12 protein-coding genes are annotated in these 18,256 nt (G+C 61.7%); 11 read left to right on the top strand and 1 reads right to left on the bottom strand.

Going from position 1 to position 18,256, the window contains the following annotated elements; all coding sequences use genetic code 11:
- The first annotated feature begins 55 nt into the window (after positions 1-55).
- From alg8 to BT179_RS20990, 11 genes are all read left to right on the top strand, one after another.
- Positions 56-1,537 carry a mannuronan synthase gene (gene alg8, locus BT179_RS21040; protein ID WP_371128610.1) on the top strand — a complete coding sequence of 494 codons (1,482 nt, stop codon included), beginning with the start codon at positions 56-58 and terminating at the stop codon, positions 1,535-1,537.
- A gap of 35 nt (positions 1,538-1,572) precedes the next feature.
- Positions 1,573-2,742, top strand: coding sequence for an alginate biosynthesis protein Alg44 (locus BT179_RS21035; RefSeq protein WP_072397072.1), 1,170 nt, complete (start codon positions 1,573-1,575; stop codon positions 2,740-2,742).
- Between the two features lie 9 nt (positions 2,743-2,751).
- Positions 2,752-4,257, top strand: a complete 1,506-nt coding sequence (gene algK, locus BT179_RS21030; protein ID WP_072397070.1) for an alginate biosynthesis TPR repeat lipoprotein AlgK — start codon at positions 2,752-2,754, stop codon at positions 4,255-4,257.
- A 5-nt stretch (positions 4,258-4,262) separates the two neighbouring features.
- Complete coding sequence (locus tag BT179_RS21025) at positions 4,263-5,753, top strand: alginate export family protein (protein WP_072397211.1); 1,491 nt, start codon at positions 4,263-4,265, stop codon at positions 5,751-5,753.
- Between the two features lie 26 nt (positions 5,754-5,779).
- Positions 5,780-7,369 (top strand): mannuronan 5-epimerase AlgG, encoded by a 1,590-nt coding sequence (gene algG, locus BT179_RS21020; RefSeq protein ID WP_072397068.1) that lies wholly within the window; start codon positions 5,780-5,782, stop codon positions 7,367-7,369.
- Positions 7,370-7,380: 11 nt separating this feature from the next.
- Positions 7,381-8,829: an alginate O-acetyltransferase gene (locus BT179_RS21015; protein ID WP_072397066.1), complete on the top strand. Its 1,449-nt coding sequence runs from the start codon at positions 7,381-7,383 to the stop codon at positions 8,827-8,829.
- 23 nt (positions 8,830-8,852) lie between these two features.
- Positions 8,853-9,977 (top strand): mannuronate-specific alginate lyase, encoded by a 1,125-nt coding sequence (locus tag BT179_RS21010; RefSeq protein WP_072397209.1) that lies wholly within the window; start codon positions 8,853-8,855, stop codon positions 9,975-9,977.
- A 220-nt stretch (positions 9,978-10,197) separates the two neighbouring features.
- Positions 10,198-11,763: an MBOAT family O-acyltransferase gene (locus tag BT179_RS21005; protein WP_072397064.1), complete on the top strand. Its 1,566-nt coding sequence runs from the start codon at positions 10,198-10,200 to the stop codon at positions 11,761-11,763.
- An 11-nt stretch (positions 11,764-11,774) separates the two neighbouring features.
- Positions 11,775-12,950, top strand: coding sequence for an alginate O-acetyltransferase (locus BT179_RS21000; protein WP_072397062.1), 1,176 nt, complete (start codon positions 11,775-11,777; stop codon positions 12,948-12,950).
- 14 nt (positions 12,951-12,964) lie between these two features.
- Positions 12,965-13,630 (top strand): alginate O-acetyltransferase AlgF, encoded by a 666-nt coding sequence (locus tag BT179_RS20995; protein ID WP_072397060.1) that lies wholly within the window; start codon positions 12,965-12,967, stop codon positions 13,628-13,630.
- A gap of 215 nt (positions 13,631-13,845) precedes the next feature.
- Positions 13,846-15,297: a mannose-1-phosphate guanylyltransferase/mannose-6-phosphate isomerase gene (locus tag BT179_RS20990; protein WP_072397050.1), complete on the top strand. Its 1,452-nt coding sequence runs from the start codon at positions 13,846-13,848 to the stop codon at positions 15,295-15,297.
- A 123-nt stretch (positions 15,298-15,420) separates the two neighbouring features.
- On the opposite strand, the gene BT179_RS20985 is transcribed toward BT179_RS20990, so the two are convergent.
- Positions 15,421-18,201 carry an RHS repeat domain-containing protein gene (locus tag BT179_RS20985; RefSeq protein ID WP_072431573.1) on the bottom strand — a complete coding sequence of 927 codons (2,781 nt, stop codon included), beginning with the start codon at positions 18,199-18,201 and terminating at the stop codon, positions 15,421-15,423.
- Between the last annotated feature and the right edge of the window lie 55 nt (positions 18,202-18,256).

The following is an 18,256-nucleotide window of genomic DNA, read 5'->3' as shown; positions in this document are numbered from 1 at the left end:
CTTAACCCATCGGGCCGCCCACAAGGCCCGCCCGAGATAGAGACGGATGCAGATTATGCACAGGCTAAAGCACGGCCTGCTTCAGGCCGCCGGTTGGCTGTTTTACTTGAGTTTATTGATGGGCATCGCCACGGCGCTGCCCACGTCTACGTTCGACTCCGAATCCAAGGACTTCATTTTCCTGATCGGCGCCGTGGGCATCTGGCGTTATTCCATGGGCGCGACGCATTTCGTACGCGGCATGATCTTTCTGTACATCGTCTACCCACACCTGCGCCGCAAGGTACGCAAGCTGGGCAAGGCCGCCGACCCGTCGCATGTGTTCCTGATGGTCACCAGCTTCCGGATCGACGCGCTGACCACGGCCCAGGTGTACGGCTCGGTGATTCGCGAAGCCATCGAGTGCGGGCTGCCCACCACGGTGGTCTGCTCCATCGTGGAAATGTCCGACGAGTTGCTGGTCAAGAGCCTCTGGGCCCGCATGAACCCGCCGGAGCGGGTCAAGCTGGACTTCGTGCGCATCCCCGGCACCGGCAAGCGTGACGGCCTGGCCTACGGTTTCCGCGCCATCTCCCGCCACTTGCCGGACGACCGTGCCGTGGTTGCGGTGATCGATGGCGACACCGTGCTTGGCGAGGGCGTCGTGCGCAAGACCGTGCCGTGGTTCCAGCTGTTCGGCAACGTCGGCGGCCTGACTACCAACGAGTTCTGCGAAGTGCGCGGCGGCTACATCATGAGCGAATGGCACAAGCTGCGTTTCGCCCAGCGCCACATCAACATGTGCTCCATGGCCCTGTCCAAGCGTGTGTTGACCATGACCGGCCGCATGTCGGTGTTCCGCGCCACCGTGGTCACCAACCCGGACTTCATCGCCGACGTGGAAAGCGACTCGCTGCAACACTGGCGCCTGGGTCGCTTCAAGTTCCTGACCGGGGACGACAAGTCGAGCTGGTTCAGCCTGATGCGCCTGGGCTACGACACCTTCTACGTGCCGGACGCGGCGATCAACACCGTGGAGCACCCGCCGGAAAAGAGCTTCATCAAGGCCAGTCGTAAGCTGATGTTCCGCTGGTACGGCAACAACCTTCGGCAGAACTCCCGGGCACTGGGCCTGGGCATGCGGCGCCTGGGCCTGTTCACCTCCGTGGTGCTGCTCGACCAGCGTGTGTCGATGTGGACGTCGCTGCTGGGCCTGACCGTGGCACTGATCGCCAGCTTCAAGTACGGCACCGCCTTCATCCTGGTGTATCTGCTGTGGATCGGCATCACGCGGCTGCTGCTGACCCTGTTGCTGTCGTGCTCCGGACACCGGATCGGCCCGGCCTACCCGATGATTCTCTATTACAACCAGATCGTCGGCGCGCTGGTGAAGATCTACGTGTTCTTCCGCCTCGACCAACAGTCCTGGACACGCCAGCCCACCTCACTGACCCGTGATCTCGCCAGCTTTCAACGTTGGTTCAACACCTGGTCGTCTCGGACCATGACCTTCTCCGCCGGCAGCATCTTTGTCGCCGTGCTGCTGACGATGGTCTGACCGAACTCGCCTGAATTAACTAGGAAATCGCCTCTATGAACACCGCCGTGAATGTCAACGTAGTGCATGAATCCGAAGCCCAGCGCCAACACGCCCGGGTCAAAATCCCGGCCAAGCTGCGCTTCTTCGGTCCCGACCGTACGCCGATGGAAGTCAAGGTCCTGGACCTGTCCGCCGGCGGCCTGTGCTTCAACGCCGGTCAGATGCCGCTCAAGGTCGGCGAGTCGTACAAGGCTCGCCTGCAGTTCGTGATCGACAACCTCGGCCTGGCGATGGACGTGGAGCTGCAGATCCGCTCCCACGACCGCCAGACCGGCCGCACCGGTTGCCAGTTCCAGAACCTGGAACCGCGGGACATCTCGACACTGCGTCACATCATCACTTCGCACCTGGCAGGCGACATCGTCAGCGTGGGCGACGTACTGGCGACGCTGCAGCGCGACAACTTCACCAAGGCACGCAAGCAGAAGGACGAAACCGGCGGCATGAGCGCCCTGGGTCGCCTGCGGGCCGTGACCTTCAGCCTGGGCATCTTCGTTGTCGGCCTGGCGGCGTTCGGTTTCATCTTCAAGTCGGTGTACGGCATGTATTTCGTCAGCCATGCCCAGGCAGGCCTGGTGAACGTACCGGGCATGGCCATCACCATGCCGCGCGACGGCACCGTGCAGAGCCTGGTCAAGGCCGACGGCGTGGCGGCCAAGGGCGCCCCACTGGCGACGTTCAGCACCAGCATGCTCGACGTCCTCAAGGGCCACCTGGACGACAACCAATTGCAACCGGCCAAGGTCGAGGAACTGTTCGGCAAGCAGATGACCGGTACCCTCACCTCCCCTTGCGACTGCATCGTATCCCAGCAACTGGTTGCCGACGGCCAGTACGCAAGCAAGGGCGACGTCATCTTCCAACTGGTCCCGCGCGGCACCGAGGCCAATGTCGAAGCTCGCTTCTCCTATCGCCAGTTCGGCGACGTACGCCCAGGCACCGCGGTCAACTTCCAGGTTGCCGGCGAAGACGTCACCCGCACCGGCAAGATCGTCAGCAGCACCAGCCTGAAGAGCGCGGACCTGTCTTCGGATATCCGCGTGATGATCAAGCCTGACGAGCCGCTGGACAGCTCCCTGGCCGGTCGTCCGGTAGAAGTCCACAGCGACCGTGGCCCAAGCCTGAACTGGCTGATCGACAAAGCCATGGCCGTCGGTCTTTAAGTCGAGGATATGCCCGTGACCATTATAGAAATCCTGAATACCCCACAGAGTCTGTGGGAGCGACGGTTCGGCAATCCGACTCGCTCGCGAAAGGATCAATGCGGTCAGGATGATACGCCGCAAGCTCGTTCCCAAGTGGGGACACTGTGTGCCTTGGCACTGGCCGTGAGCCTGGCCGGTTGCGCGGGCCTGCCCGACCAGCGCCTGGCCAACGAAGCCCTCAAGCGCGGCGACACGGCGTTGGCGCAGCAGAACTATCAGCAACTGGCAGACCTGGGCTACAGCGAAGCCCAGGTGGGCCTGGCCGATATCCAGGTGGACAGCCGCGACCCCGAGCAGATGAAAAAGGCCGAGGCGACCTACCGCGCTGCCGCCGATATCTCGCCACGGGCCCAGGCTCGCCTGGGTCGCCTGCTGGTGGCCAAGCCCGGTTCCACCGAGGCTGAAAAGCACGAGGCCGAGGGCCTGTTGAAGAAAGCCTTCGCCAACGGTGAGGGCAACACCCTGATCCCGCTGGCGATGCTGTACCTGCAATACCCCCACAGCTTCCCGAACGTCAACGCCCAGCAGCAGATCGACCAGTGGCGCAACGCCGGTTATCCGGAGGCAGGCCTGGCGCAGATTCTGCTCTATCGCACCCAGGGCACCTACGACCAGCACCTGGCTGAAGTGGAGAAGGTGTGCAAGGCCGCGTTGGCGACCACCGACATCTGCTACGTCGAACTGGCCACGGTCTACCAGAAACGCGGCCAGCCGGAACAGCAGGCCGAGTTGCTCAAGCAGATGCAGGCCGGCCACAGTCGTGGCGTGGTTTCTGCCCAGCGCGTGGACAGCGTCGCGCGCGTGCTGGCCGATCCCAGCCTCGGCAAGACCGACGAGAAGACAGCCCAGTCGCTGCTCGAAGGCATCGCCCCCGGCTACCCCGCCGCCTGGGTCAGCCTGGCGCAGTTGCTCTACGATTTCCCCGAGCTGGGCGACGTCGACAAGATGATGCAGTACCTGGAAAACGGCCGTGCCGCCGACCAGCCTCGGGCCGAGTTGCTGTTGGGCAAACTCTACTACGAAGGCAAGTGGGTACCGGCCGACGCCAAGGTCGCCGAGGCACATTTCCAGAAAGCCGTCGGCCGCGAAGTGGCCGCCGATTACTACCTCGGCCAGATCTATCGCCGTGGTTACCTGGGCCAGGTCTACTCGCAAAAAGCCCTGGACCACTTGCTCAAGGCTGCCCGTAACGGCCAGAACAGCGCTGACTATGCCATTGCCCAGCTGTTCTCCCAGGGCAAGGGCACCAAGCCCAACCCGGTCAACGCCTATGTGTTCAGCCAGTTGGCCAAGGCCCAGAACACCCCGCAAGCCACCGAGCTTGCCCAGACCCTCGAAGCCCAATTACCGCCGCAACAGCTTGCCCAAGCGCAACGCCTGCTACAACAAGAGCAGGCCATTCGTGGTGCCATGAGCCCCGATACGCTGGAACTGCAAGCCCTAAAAGAAGATAACGGCGAGGAACCTCTATGAAGCCTTTGAAGCTCAATCCTTTTGTGCAGGCCGGAATTGGCCTGACCTGCGCCCTGCTGTGGTCCTGCCCGACCCTGGCGGCCCTGACCGACACCAAGAACTTCGGCCTGGAAGTGAAGATCACCGGCCAGTCCGAAGACGACCGTGACCTCGGCACCCAGAGCGGTGGCGACGTCAACGGTGTCGGCCTGGACCTGCGTCCCTGGGTCTACGGCGAAAGCGAAAGCGGTGCCTGGAGCGCCTACGCCATGGCCCAGGCCGTGACGTCTTCCGACATCATCGAGACTGACACCTTGCAACAGTCCGATGGCAGCACCCAGGAAACCGACAGCGGCGATCGCGAAGCCAAGAAGAGCTACCTGGCCATGCGCGAATTCTGGATTGGCTATCGCGGCCTGACCCCGTACCCGGGCGAGCAGTTGAAGTTCGGCCGCCAGCGCCTGCGCAACGATGACGGCCAGTGGCGCGACACCAACATCGAGGCCTTGAACTGGACCTTCGACACCACCTTGTTGCGGGCCAACCTCGGCGTGGCCGAACGTTTCAGCGAATACCGCACCGACCTCAAGGAGCTGTCGCCCAAGGACAAGGATCGCCTGCACGTCTACGGCGACGTGGGCTACCAGTGGATGCCAGGCCAGTGGGCCGGTATCCGCGCCCATCACACCCATGACAACGGCAGCCTCGACTACCCGACCCCGGGCGAACCCACCGATGTCCTGGACAAGACCGAGAACGGTGACCTGTCCTGGCTCGGCCTGGAAGCCAACAGCGATGCCTATAACTGGCGCAACACCAATACCGTCAACTATTGGGCGAGCATCACCGGCATGACCGGCGACCGCGACACCGTCAACCCGCTCAACGCCGACGGCACCCGTCCGGCGCAAGCCAAGCGCAGCGACGACGTGGATGGCTGGGCCACCGACCTGGGTATTCGCCTGCGCCTGGATCCGCAATGGCAAGTCGGTGCCGCCTATGCCCGCGCCAGCGAGGACTATGAACAGAATGGCCTGCAGAGCAACCGCTCGAACTTCACCGGCACTCGTTCGCGGGTCCATCGTTTCGGCGAGGCGTTCCGTGGCGAGATGAGCAACACCCAGAGCGCCTCGCTGTTCGGCTCCTGGCAGCTGCGCGACGAATACGACGCCAGCCTGGTGTACCACAAGTTCTGGCGCGTGGACGGCAACAAGCCGGTGGGCAGCAACGGCATCAACGCCGTACAGAACAACACCGACGACGTGACCGGCGCCATCCTGTCCACCTCCACCCTGCCGCTGCGTGACGGCGACAAGGACCTGGGCCAGGAAGTCGATCTGGTGGTCACCAAGTACTTCAAGCAAGGGCTGCTGCCGGCCGCGCTGAGCCAGTCCATCGATGAGCCGTCGGCGCTGGTGCGTTTTCGTGGCGGCGTGTTCAAGCCAGGCGACGCCTACGGCAAAGAGGTCGATTCGTACATGCATCGCGCCTTTGTCGACGTGATCTGGCGCTTCTGATGCGAACGGCCATGGGAGTGCCCGATATGAACCGCTACCAAAGGAACAGCCAGGCGATGAAAGGTTCGATCAGCCTGTTGGTCGCAGCCATGCTGCTGGCCGGCTCGCCGGCGTTCGCCAACGTTGAACCGGTGGTCAAGCCGGGCAACGTGGCCAAGGAACTGCAAGCGGCCAAGACCTACACCGTCAGCAGTGCGCCGACCGCCCCGCTGGAACTGGCCAAGCCGACCTTGCCCGACCTCAAGGGCTTCACCGCCGAAGCGGCCGTGGCCAAGATCGTGCGCAGCAAGCCCGGCAAGGTCAGCGTGCGCCGGATGATGCAGGAAAACGCCCTGAAGGACTTCATCGGCGGTGACAACAAGATGGCCGAGTGGGTCGTGCGCCAGCACGGTATTCCCCAGGCCATCTTCATCGACGATGGCTACATGAACCTCAAGGACGTGGCCAGGAAGGCGCCCAAATACATCATCGAGACCTCGCCAGGCGTCTTCCTGGCGAGGATCCCGATCGTGGTCGGCCAGAAAGGCATCCTGGAAATCGACAAGCAGACCCAGGAGCTGCGCCTGTCCCAGGAAGGCGGCTCGTTCCTGGTGAACGATGGCCAGATGTTCATCCACGACACCAAGGTCACCGGCTGGCGCGAAAAGGAAAACGGCCCCGCCACTTTCCGTTCGGCCAACGAATTCCGTCCGTTCCTGCTGGCCTGGGGCGGTACCGAGACCTACATCGTCAACTCGAAGATGGCCAGCTTCGGCTACGCCAACAGTAAGTCGTACGGGGTGAGTATCTCCCAGTACACGCCGAACATGGCCAAGGTCCTCAAGCGCCCGGAACCGACCGGCTGGATCATCGGTTCCGAGTTCTCGGACATGTGGTACGGCTTCTACTGCTACGAGACCCGCGACTTCGTCATCAAGGGCAACACCTACAAGGACAACATCGTCTACGGTATCGACCCCCACGACCGGTCCCATCGGTTGATCATTGCCGACAACACCGTCTACGGGACGAAGAAGAAGCACGGGATCATCATTTCCCGTGAGGTCAACGACAGCTTCATCTTCAACAACCGCAGCTACGACAACAAACTCTCGGGCCTGGTGATCGACCGTAACAGCGTCAACAACATCATCGCCTACAACGAGATCTACAAGAACCACACCGACGGCATCACGCTTTATGAGAGTGGTGACAACCTGTTGTGGGACAACAAAGTGATCAGCAACCAGCGCCACGGCATCCGCATTCGTAACAGCGTGAACATTCGCCTCTACGAAAACGTGTCCATGGCCAACGGCCTGACCGGTATCTACGGTCACATCAAGGACCTGTCCGATACCGACCGTGACATCAAGCTCGACCCGTTCGACGCCCAGGTTTCCCTGATCGTGGTCGGCGGCGAACTGGCCGCCAATGGCAGTGGCCCGCTGTCCATCGACTCGCCGCTGAGCGTCGAGCTGTACCGCGTGTCCATGCTCGCGCCGACCAAATCCAGCGGCATCAGCTTCACGGGAATCCTGGGCGAGCGCCAGGACGAAATTCTCGACCTGCTGGTGCGCCAGCAGAAAGCCGTGCTGATCGACCCCGTCGAACGCCAGACCGAAATGCGGGATTGAGGATGACCTTTATGAACCCACAGATGATCAAACTCCTGGGCCTGTCCGCCCTGACCGCCGGCATTCTCGCCGCCACCAGCGGCGCGCGCGCCGACGAAATCAAGGCGCCGACCTTTACTGCCGAACCTTGCTGCAGCCTGTGCCCTGCGGCACACGACGAAAAGAACTACACCACGCGCTATCAGCAGAACTTCACCACGCTGGTACAGGCCCAGGGCGACTGGCTGTTCCGTACCCGGGAAGACCTGCGTACCGAGTTCGACACTACCCCGGCCGGCTACAAGCGCATGCAGATGCTGCACGATGCCTTCAAGAAGAAAGGCGTCGAACTGGTGATTGTCTATCAGCCCACCCGGGGCCTGGTGAACCGCAACAAGCTCAACCCACAGGAAAAGGCCAGCTTCGACTATGAAAAGGCCCTGACCAACTACAAGGCCATGCTCGGTCGCTTCGCGCAGATGGGCTACGTGGTACCGGACCTGTCTCCGCTGACCAACGAAAACCTCCCCGAGACCCTGCCGGCCCACGATTTCTACTTCCGTGGCGACCAGCACTGGACACCCTACGGCGCCCAGCGCACGGCGAAGATCGTCGCCGAGAAGGTCAAGCAGATCCCGGCCTTCGCCGACATTCCCAAGCGTGAGTTCGAGACCAAGAAGTCCGGCCGCATGGGCAAGACCGGCACCCTGCACAACATGGCCGGCCAGCTGTGCGGCACCAGCTATGCGATCCAGTACATGGACCAGTTCACCACCGAGCCCAAGGGCGAAGCTGGCGACGGCGACCTGTTCGGCGATTCCGGCAACCCGCAGATCACCCTCGTGGGTACCAGTCACAGCGGCAAGAACTACAACTTCGCCGGCTTCCTGGAAGAAGCCATCGGCGCCGACATTCTCAACGTCGCCTTCCCCGGCGGTGGTTTCGAGGGCGCGATGATCCAGTACCTGGGCAGCGAGGAATTCCAGAAGAGCCCACCCAAGATCCTGATCTGGGAATTCTCGCCGCTGTATCGCCTGGACCAGGAAACCATCTACCGCCAGATGATGGCGTTGCTGGACAACAACGGTTGCGAAGGCAAGCCGGCGCTGATGAGCAGCAAGACCGCCCTGAAGCCGGGCAAGAACGAATTGATGGTCAATAGCAAGAACATGGATCTGCGTAACGGCAGCCACCAGGTCGACATCCGTTTCGCCGACACCTCGGTGAAAACGTTGCAAGCCACCCTCTGGTACATGAATGGGCGCCACGAGGACATCAAGATCGAGAAACCGAACACCTCCGAAACCGACGGGCGTTTCGCCTTCCAGTTGCGCACCGATGAGGACTGGGCCTCGCAGAACCTGCTGGCCGTTGAAGTCCAGGGCCCCGAAGCCGGTGCGGCACCACAGCAAATCGAAGCGAAAGTCTGCAAACGCAATGTCTCTCCGCAAGCCGAACAAACGGCTCAAATCGGACAATGAGGTCTCGCTTTATGACCAGAAACATGCGACCCCGAACGTTGAAAGCGCTGCTGGCGCCGTCCCTGCTGACCCTGGCGATGTTCGCCGGGGCCACCCAGGCCGCGGCTCCGCTGCGTCCGCCACAGGGCTACTTCGCACCGATCGAGAAGGTCAAGGTCGGCGACCCGGCCCAGGGCTGCGATGCAACGCCAACGCCCTATACCGGCGCGCTGCAGTTCCGCAGCAAGTACGAAGGCTCCGACAAGGCCCGCGCGACCTTGAACGTGCAATCGGAAAAAGCCTTCCGTGACAGCACCGCCGACATCACCCGGATCGAACGGGGTATCAGCAAGCAGGTGATGCAGTTCATGCGCGACGGTCGCCCCGAGCAACTGGAATGCACCTTGAACTGGCTGACCGAATGGGCCAAGGCCGATGCGTTGATGTCCACCGACTTCAACCACACCGGCAAGTCCATGCGCAAATGGGCCTTGGGCAGCATGGCCTCGGCCTATGTGCGCCTGAAGTTCTCCGAGTCGCGCCCACTGGCCAACCACCAGGAACAGGCGCAACTGATCGAAGGCTGGTTCAGCAAGATGGCCGACCAGGTGGTCAGCGACTGGGACAACCTGCCCCTGGACAAGACCAACAACCACTCCTACTGGGCAGCCTGGTCGGTGATGGCCACGGCCGTGGCGACCAACCGTCGCGACCTGTTCGACTGGGCCGTCAAGGAATACAAGGTCGGCGTCAACCAGGTGGACGCCGACGGTTTCCTGCCCAACGAACTCAAGCGCAAGCAGCGGGCGCTGTCGTACCACAACTATGCCCTGCCGCCCCTGGCGATGATCGCCAGTTTTGCCCAGGTCAACGGCGTGGACCTGCGCCAGGAAAACAATGCCGCCCTCAAGCGTCTGGGCGAGCGGGTACTGGCCGGTGTGGAAGACCCGGACATCTTCGAAGAGAAGAACGGCGAAGAACAGGACATGAAGGATCTCAAGATCGATTCGAAATTCGCCTGGCTCGAACCGTTCTGCTCCCTCTACACATGCTCGCAGGATGTGCTGGAACGCAAGCATGAAATGCAGCCGTTCAAGACCTTCCGCCTCGGCGGGGACTTGACCAAGGTGTACGACCCATCGCGGGATAAAGGTGAGAAAGGAAGCTAAGCCCACCCTCCCTGCCTGGCGGGGAATTCTGTGGGAGCGAGCTTGCTCGCGATGACGGTATGTCAGTCGCCACCAAAGTGAATGTCAGATCGCAATCGCGAGCAAGCTCGCTCCCACAGGGAATGTGGTTTGTTTCGAATGTAATCAACCCCCCGGTTTTCATGGGGGGGTTTGGGGGGGCTCTGGCCCTTGACTGTTGATTCAACATGGAGAGATCGGGATGGTATTTTCATCCAACGTGTTCCTGTTCCTGTTCCTGCCGATCTTTCTCGGCTTGTACTACCTGAGCGGGCAACGCTATCGCAACCTGCTGCTGCTGATCGCCAGCTATGTGTTCTATGCCTGGTGGCGGGTGGATTTCCTGGCGCTGTTCGCCGGCGTCACCCTGTGGAACTACTGGATCGGCCTTAAAGTCGGCGCCGCGGGCGTGCGCACCAAACCGGCCCAGCGCTGGCTGCTGCTTGGCGTGGGCGTGGACCTGGCCATCCTCGGCTATTTCAAATACGCCAACTTCGGCGTGGACAGCCTCAACGCCATCATCACCAGCTTCGGTCTCAATCCGTTCATCCTGACCCACGTGCTGTTGCCGATCGGGATCTCGTTCTACATCTTCGAGTCCATCAGCTACATCATCGACGTCTATCGCGGCGATACCCCGGCGACCCGCAACCTGATCGACTTCGCGGCGTTCGTGGCGATCTTCCCCCACCTGATCGCCGGCCCCGTGCTGCGTTTCCGTGACCTGGCCGATCAGTTCAACAACCGCACCCACACCCTGGACAAGTTCTCCGAAGGCTGCACGCGCTTCATGCAGGGCTTCATCAAGAAAGTGTTCATCGCCGACACCCTGGCGGTGGTGGCCGACCATTGCTTCGCCCTGCAGAACCCCACCACGGGTGACGCCTGGCTCGGCGCCCTGGCCTACACCGCGCAGCTGTACTTCGACTTCTCCGGCTACAGCGACATGGCCATCGGCCTGGGCCTGATGATGGGTTTCCGCTTCATGGAAAACTTCAAGCAACCCTACATCAGCCAGTCCATCACCGAGTTCTGGCGGCGCTGGCACATCAGCCTGTCCACCTGGCTGCGTGACTACCTCTACATCACCCTGGGCGGTAACCGCAAAGGCACGCTGATGACCTATCGCAACCTGTTCCTGACCATGCTGCTCGGCGGTCTGTGGCACGGTGCGAACATCACCTACGTGATCTGGGGCGCCTGGCACGGTATCTGGCTGGCCATCGAGAAGGCCGTGGGCATCAACACCACGCCGCGCACCATCAACCCGATCCGCTGGGCACTGACCTTCCTGCTGGTGGTCATGGGCTGGGTGATCTTCCGTGCCGAGAACCTGCACGTGGCCGGTCGCATGTACGGCGCCATGTTCAGCTTCGGCGACTGGTCGCTGTCGGAACTGACCCGCGCCAACCTCACCGGCCTGCAGATCGCCACGCTGGTGGTGGCCTACGTCACCCTCGCCTTCTTCGGCCTGCGGGACTTCTACACCAACCGTCCTCCAGTCAAGACCAAGCCCGAGGTCAACACCGAGGCCGATGGTCCGGCCACCGCGCAACCGGGCCTGATCAAGGCCGTTCCGGGCGACAACCCGTCGAACATCCATGAACCGGGCTACACCGTGGGTGTCGAAGCCCAGGTGCAACCAGCCTACTGGGTCGCCGACTGGCCACGCTATGTGATGCGCGCCCTGGTGCTGCTGCTGTTCATCGCCTCGATTCTCAAACTCTCGGCGCAAAGCTTCTCGCCGTTCCTTTACTTCCAGTTCTGAGGGATCTGAACATGACCCGCTCATTACGCATCTTTTACATCGCACTGTTTCTGCTGACCCTGGTGGTGCTGGGCCTGTGGTCGATGCGCAGTTTCTTCGGCTTCAGCACCAACCCCGATGCCACGGTGCTCAACGGGCGCTGGGCCAAGGCCGTGGAAACCCACTACGACGACGAGTTTCCCATCAAGCGCCTGGGCACCAACATCTGGGCGGCGCTGGACTACAAGCTGTTCAACGAAGGCCGCAAGGGCGTGGTCCTGGGCCGTGACCAGTGGCTGTACAGCGATGAAGAGTTCAACCCGATCGTCAACGAAGAGCTGAACCTGCAAGGCAACTACGCGTTGATCGAGGGCGTGCGCCAGAAGCTCAAGGAGCAAGGCATCACCCTGGTGATGGCGATCGTGCCGGCCAAGGCGCGGCTGTACCCCGAGCACCTGGGTGAAGTGAAGCCATCCAGCATCCACGCCAACCTCTACCAGGATTTCCATGCTCGCGTGGCGGCGGACAAGATCATCGCCCCCGACCTGCTCGGCCCGTTGCAACAGGCCAAGCAAAGCGGCCAGCAAGTGTTCCTGCGCACCGACACCCACTGGACGCCGGAAGGTGCCCAGGTGGCCGCCGAGAACCTGGCCAAGGCCATTGCCGAGCGCGCTCCGCTCAACGGTGAACCGCAGCGCTTCGTCACCGAGCCTGTGGAAAAGATCACCCACAAGGGCGACCTGCGTCAGTTCCTGCCCCTGGATCCGCTGTTCGAAGAGCTGATGCCGGCCCAGGAGCCGCTGGTCAAGCGCAATACCCGCGAAGCCGACGACCAGCCGGCCGAAGGCGACGCCCTGTTCGCCGACGCCCAGGTGCCCGTGGCCCTGATCGGCACCAGCTACAGCGCCAACCCCAACTGGAACTTCGTCGGTGCGCTCAAGCAGGCCCTGCACAGCGACGTCGTGAACTACGCCGAAGACGGCCATGGCCCGATTCTGCCAATGCTCAGCTACCTCAAGAGCGACGCCTTCAAGAACAGCCCGCCCCAGGTGCTGATCTGGGAGTTCCCTGAACGTTATCTGCCCGTGAACAACGAAATCGGCGACGCCGACCCACAGTGGGTCGCAGAGCTCAAACAAGCCGGTGCGCGCCAACAGAACGTAGCCGCCAACACCCCATCCGAGACGCCCGACCGGGCGCAAAACTGAAAGAGAGGTCCACCATGACTTTCACCACAACTCATCGCCGTCTCGCTGCTCGCTCCTTCAAGGCCGTTGCCCTCGCTGCCAGCCTGAGCGCCCTGTCCTTTTCCGCCTTCGCCGGTGACTCGGCCCTGTACGGCCCGGTCGCGCCAAAAGGCTCGAGCTTCGTGCGCCTCTACAACGCCAGCAACGCCGAAGTCAGCGCCACCGTCGGCAGCACCAACCTGAGCGATGTCGCCCCCCTGGCCAGCAGCGATTTCAGCTTCATGCCCGGCGGCGACTACAGCGCCAAGGTCGGCAGCCAGACCGTACCGGTGAAACTGGCTCCCGATCACTATTACACCCTGGTCAACAACGCCAGCGGCCAACCACAACTGATCGAAGAACCACCGTTCAAGAACAAGCAGAAGTCCCTGGTTCGCGTGCAGAACCTGAGCGACAAGGCACTGACCCTCAAGACCGCCGACGGCAAGACCGAAGTGGTTCCGAACGTGGCGGCCAAAGGCCGCGGCGAGCGTGAAATCAATCCGGTCAAAGTCAGCCTGGCGCTGTTCGAGGGCGACAAGAAAGTCGGCGATCTGAAACCCGTAGCCCTGGAGCGCGGTGAAGCCGCGGTGCTGTACGTCACCGGCTCGGGCAGCAGCCTGTCGCCAGTGTGGGTCAAGCGCCCCGTGTCGACCCGCTGATGAGTTTTCCTGACTGACGCTGTGCCCTGTGGGAGCGAGCGTGCTCGCGATAGCTATCTGACATTCAACATGGATGTCGATCGATACACCGCCATCGCGAGCAAGCTCGCTCCCACACTGAGCACAGCTGTCATTCGGGCAAGGAACAACAACAAGAGAGTGAAACGACAGAACGCAGTAGCTCTATAACCATTTCGCTTCAAGGAGTAACACACATGATTCCGGTGATCTTGTCAGGTGGTAGCGGCTCACGTCTTTGGCCGCTTTCGCGCAAGCAATTCCCAAAACAATTCCTGGCCCTGACCGGGGAAAACACCCTGTTCCAGCAGACCCTCGAACGCCTGGTGTTCGAAGGCATGGACACGCCGATCGTGGTCTGCAACAAAGACCACCGGTTCATCGTCAACGAGCAGTTGGCCAACCGCAAACTGGAAGCCCAGCGCATCCTGATGGAACCGTTCGGACGCAATACCGCACCGGCCGTGGCCCTGACGGCGATGATGCTGGTCAATGAAGGTCGCGACGAGTTGATGCTGGTGCTGCCGGCCGACCACGTGATCGAAGACCAGAAAGCCCTGCAACGCGCCCTGGCCCTGGCCACCGTGGCCGCCGAGCGCGGCGAGATGGTGCTGTTCGGCATCCCGCCGACCAAGCCGGAGACCGGCTACGGCTACATCAAGTCGACCAACGATGCGCTGCTGCCCGAGGGTGTGAGCCGCGTTTCGCACTTCGTCGAGAAACCCGACGCCAAGCGCGCCACCGAATTCCTCGAAGCCGGTGGCTATTTCTGGAACAGCGGCATGTTCCTGTTCCGCGCCAGCCGCTTCCTCGAAGAATTGAAGAAGCACGATCCGGACATCTATGACACCTGCCTGCTGACTCTGGAGCGCAGCGAACAGACAGCGGACACCATCACCTTCGACGAAGCCACCTTCGCTTGCTGCCCGGACAACTCCATCGACTACGCGGTGATGGAAAAGACCCAGCGGGCCTGCGTGGTGCCACTGGCGGCGGGCTGGAGCGATGTCGGCTGCTGGGCGTCGCTGTGGGAAGTCAACGAAAAAGACGCCAACGGCAACGTCACCAAGGGCGACGTAGTGATCCAGGACAGCCGCAACTGCATGATCCACGGCAACGGCAAGCTGGTGTCGGTGATCGGCCTGGAGAACATCGTGGTGGTGGAAACCAAGGACGCCATGATGATCGCCCACAAGGACAAGGTCCAAGGCGTGAAACAGCTGGTCAACACCCTCAACGCCCAGGGCCGCAGCGAAACCCAGAACCACTGCGAGGTCTACCGTCCGTGGGGCTCCTACGACTCGGTGGACATGGGCGGTCGTTTCCAGGTCAAGCACATCTCGGTCAAGCCGGGCGCGTGCCTGTCGCTGCAGATGCACCACCACCGCGCCGAACACTGGATCGTGGTCAGCGGCACCGCCGAGGTCACCTGCGACGAGAACGTGTTCCTGCTGTGTGAAAACCAGTCGACCTACATCCCGATCGCATCCGTCCATCGTCTGCGCAACCCGGGCAAGATCCCGCTGGAAATCATCGAGGTGCAGTCCGGCAGCTACCTGGGCGAAGACGACATCGAACGCTTCGAAGACATCTACGGTCGCTCCACCCCGATCGAACGCGGCGTGTCGGTGAAGACCATCGCGCAATAACGTTCGGCCCCAAACAAAGCCCCCATCCAGCCCACTGCGCCCCCTATCCGCAGTGGGTTGGATGGGGGCTTTTTCGTCCTGGGCCTTGTACGAAAAGCGCCTGCGCGACATTTCATAAAAAACCTAATGAAACGACTCCCACTCACGACTTCCGGCTTTTCTAAAGGAAACAATGTAAGCGCTCGGAATCGGAGTGATGAACGTTACTTCAACCGTCATGGGTGGAATCATCGCGACGAAGTTGGCTTGATCGAGCGTGTCATTGCTCATCAGTAAACGAGCGTCCAACCTTCCTTTCGGGACAAACTTGAAAGGCTTGTCGATCCCCAGTGTCTGTTGATCGACGCTCCGCTCTTCCAACCCCGGAATCTCCATTCGGTACAGATAGTTCCGGGTGTCACCATATCCCCCCGAGTCCTCATCCATCCCTGTGGACACATAACCGGGAACAGGGCTCCTGACGTGTTCATTTGCCAGGGTATTAAAGCCCTTCGTCATCAATGCCTCTCTGAACTCCTGTTTGATTTTCAGCCCTCGATTATCCCTGGGGAAAAAACCACCTGCCCTACGTATTTCATCTGGAGAGCGGTTGTCCCCTCGCATAACGATAATATTCCCCGCCTGGGTTATCGTTAATGCGTGCGAACCAACCAGCAGCTGGCTCCCGACATGGGGCGAGAGCGATCCCGTCGGCCGGATCGATTCAGGGTGCACTGTGGATACTTTTCCTACCGGAAGAAACGCTTCCATAGAAGATACCTGGACTCGCGCTGTCCGCTGTGGGAGCTGTTTCAAGGGAGGTCTAGCTGTTCGAATCAGTGGAGCTTGCCGGACTTGCGGCAATTGATCACTGGCAGATTTGGACGACTCGAAAGCTTGCCTGATCCTGGACACGTTACTTCCATCTTTAGGCTTGCCTTCAGGTTGAGGGGCAAGTCCGTCGGTATCGAAGAACGTCACCGGATTATTTCTCACCATCCGATAAAGATTCAAACCGTCCACCTCCCCAGCCGGATCCGGATTGACCCAACGCTGCAGCCACGGCGCGTAATACCTGAACCCATAGTAATAAAGCCCCGTGGCATCGCGCTCCTTGCCTGAGTAGCGAACCGTCTTGTAGCTGACTTCGGCCTCGTCATCGCCGGCCAGATAGGCGGTCTCGCCGAACGGGTAGAAATGCTCCCGGCTGATGATCCGGGCGTCGTGGTCGAGCTCCAGGGCGATCGACCCCAAGTGATCGGAACAGCTGTAGCGATAGCGGTCGTTCTCTGCGAAAGGCGGCGTGCTCTCCCAATGCAGTATCCGAACGCCGTCGAGTCCGCCTCGGGCAACGATGACCTGCAATGACTCGCCGTTGCCGCTGTCGGCGCGCAGTTCCAGCCCCGGCAGGTAACGCACCTCGGCGACCAACGTGCGACTCGCGGTTTGCAGGGTACGAAGCTTGCGCACCCGTTGACCATCTCCTGCGTAGACATACCGCTCGCTATCATCGAGACCCGACGCCCGGGCTATGGGGGTGACCGAACCCAACTGGTTACGCAGGTCCCAGGCCAGGGAACGTCCCGGCTCCCGTTCCAGCCAATTGCCTTGCGCATCGAATGCCGCGTCGATCTCCTCCTCCGTCGGCGGCACACCATTACGGTATGGCAGGCCACGATTGCTGTGGCGGGCCACCTTCATCCGCTGTCCGTGATTCTGCGCACCGACATGGGTCAGCTCCACCAAATTGCCGCCCTCATCGTAGCGGTAGGTCTGCCGGTAATTGCTGACTGCCGCCGGATCGCTGTGCCCCATGGACTCGGGCCCCTGGCTTGGGGCGCCCGCTTCCCATCCCGTGGCCTGGCTCAACTGATAGAGCGTGTCGTAGACGAAACGGCTGACGGGCTCGATCCGCTGGTTGGCGAAATAACGCACCGGCTGGGCCTTGTCTTCGATGCTCAGGACGTTGCCCATGGGATCGTAGGCATACTCCAGGTCCTGCAAGACCCGGTCGCCGTGTCGAACGCTGCGCGTCACCAAGCGACCATCCTCGGGACTATAGGCGAGCCGGGTCCGCACAGCGTTGCCGGCGGTTTGCTCTTCGACCTGCCCTTCGGCGCTGTAACGGATATCCCTCACCAGGGATTGCCACTGGCTCTGGCCCCGTAGCAACAGCTGGCTGCCAGCCATCCTTCCATCCACGGCCAGCGTCTGCCGCTGCCGATTGCCCCTGGCATCGACCTGCTCCAGCACATCGCCCTGCGGACCCAGGCACCACGTCGTCAGGAACCCATCGCCAGGTTCAAGCAACGGCTCACGATCGGCTTCCCGTTCCGGCCAATCGGGAATGACCGCGTCGAGGGTAAAACGGCGCTCCTGGGCAAGGCGTTGACCGCCGAGGGAAAACGACGTCGACAGCACGGTTCCCGCCGGATCGTCATGACGAACCAGTTGGCCGTGCTGGTTGTGATCGCCATCGCCCTGGCCCGGATCACCATATTTCATGCGCTCGACGCACCGACGCGGTTGGCCGGCCCCCTGCTCGAACACTGCCACAAGGCGCAGCGAGTGATCGTAGGCGATTTCCCGTTGGGTGCCCCGGCCATCCCAACTGCGCAGGTTTTCGCTGGCGAGCCCAGGCAGATCGACCTGTCGGCCCGCGTCGACGCTGGTCGTGAGCAGCACGGTCGAGGACAGCGAATAAACCGCCGAAAGGTTGGCGGGGGTCGCTTCATCCTCCTGTCGCAGGGCCCACAAGCGTGGGTCCCATTGCTCGACCAGGCGCCCCGCCGTATCGATGCGGCTGCGGTTGATGCGTCGGTGCGCCGGCCCTCGCTCGAGGGTGCGGCAATAATCGACCGAACGGACCGGCAAGCGTCGCGGATCAACAGCAATCAACCTCGGGGTCCCCTGATCCATGCTCATCGTTCGGTCTCCTGGCCAAAGCCGCCTGCGCCTTCGCCATCTAACAAGGGGGCGC

Origin of the sequence: Pseudomonas sp. NFACC43 (assembly GCF_900119645.1) — a bacterium.
Lineage (GTDB): Bacteria > Pseudomonadota > Gammaproteobacteria > Pseudomonadales > Pseudomonadaceae > Aquipseudomonas.
The sequence above is the reverse complement of the archived record's forward strand: the minus strand, read 5'-3'. Positions and strand labels throughout refer to the sequence as shown.

Coding starts and splice junctions, on each gene's coding strand:
- alg8 (WP_371128610.1), top strand. CDS start 56: ATGCACAGGCTAAAGCACGGCCTGCTTCAGGCCGCCGGTTGGCTGTTT.
- BT179_RS21035 (WP_072397072.1), top strand. CDS start 1,573: ATGAACACCGCCGTGAATGTCAACGTAGTGCATGAATCCGAAGCCCAG.
- algK (WP_072397070.1), top strand. CDS start 2,752: ATGCCCGTGACCATTATAGAAATCCTGAATACCCCACAGAGTCTGTGG.
- algG (WP_072397068.1), top strand. CDS start 5,780: ATGAACCGCTACCAAAGGAACAGCCAGGCGATGAAAGGTTCGATCAGC.
- BT179_RS21015 (WP_072397066.1), top strand. CDS start 7,381: ATGAACCCACAGATGATCAAACTCCTGGGCCTGTCCGCCCTGACCGCC.
- BT179_RS21010 (WP_072397209.1), top strand. CDS start 8,853: ATGCGACCCCGAACGTTGAAAGCGCTGCTGGCGCCGTCCCTGCTGACC.
- BT179_RS21005 (WP_072397064.1), top strand. CDS start 10,198: ATGGTATTTTCATCCAACGTGTTCCTGTTCCTGTTCCTGCCGATCTTT.
- BT179_RS21000 (WP_072397062.1), top strand. CDS start 11,775: ATGACCCGCTCATTACGCATCTTTTACATCGCACTGTTTCTGCTGACC.
- BT179_RS20995 (WP_072397060.1), top strand. CDS start 12,965: ATGACTTTCACCACAACTCATCGCCGTCTCGCTGCTCGCTCCTTCAAG.
- BT179_RS20990 (WP_072397050.1), top strand. CDS start 13,846: ATGATTCCGGTGATCTTGTCAGGTGGTAGCGGCTCACGTCTTTGGCCG.
- BT179_RS20985 (WP_072431573.1), bottom strand. CDS start 18,201: ATGAGCATGGATCAGGGGACCCCGAGGTTGATTGCTGTTGATCCGCGA.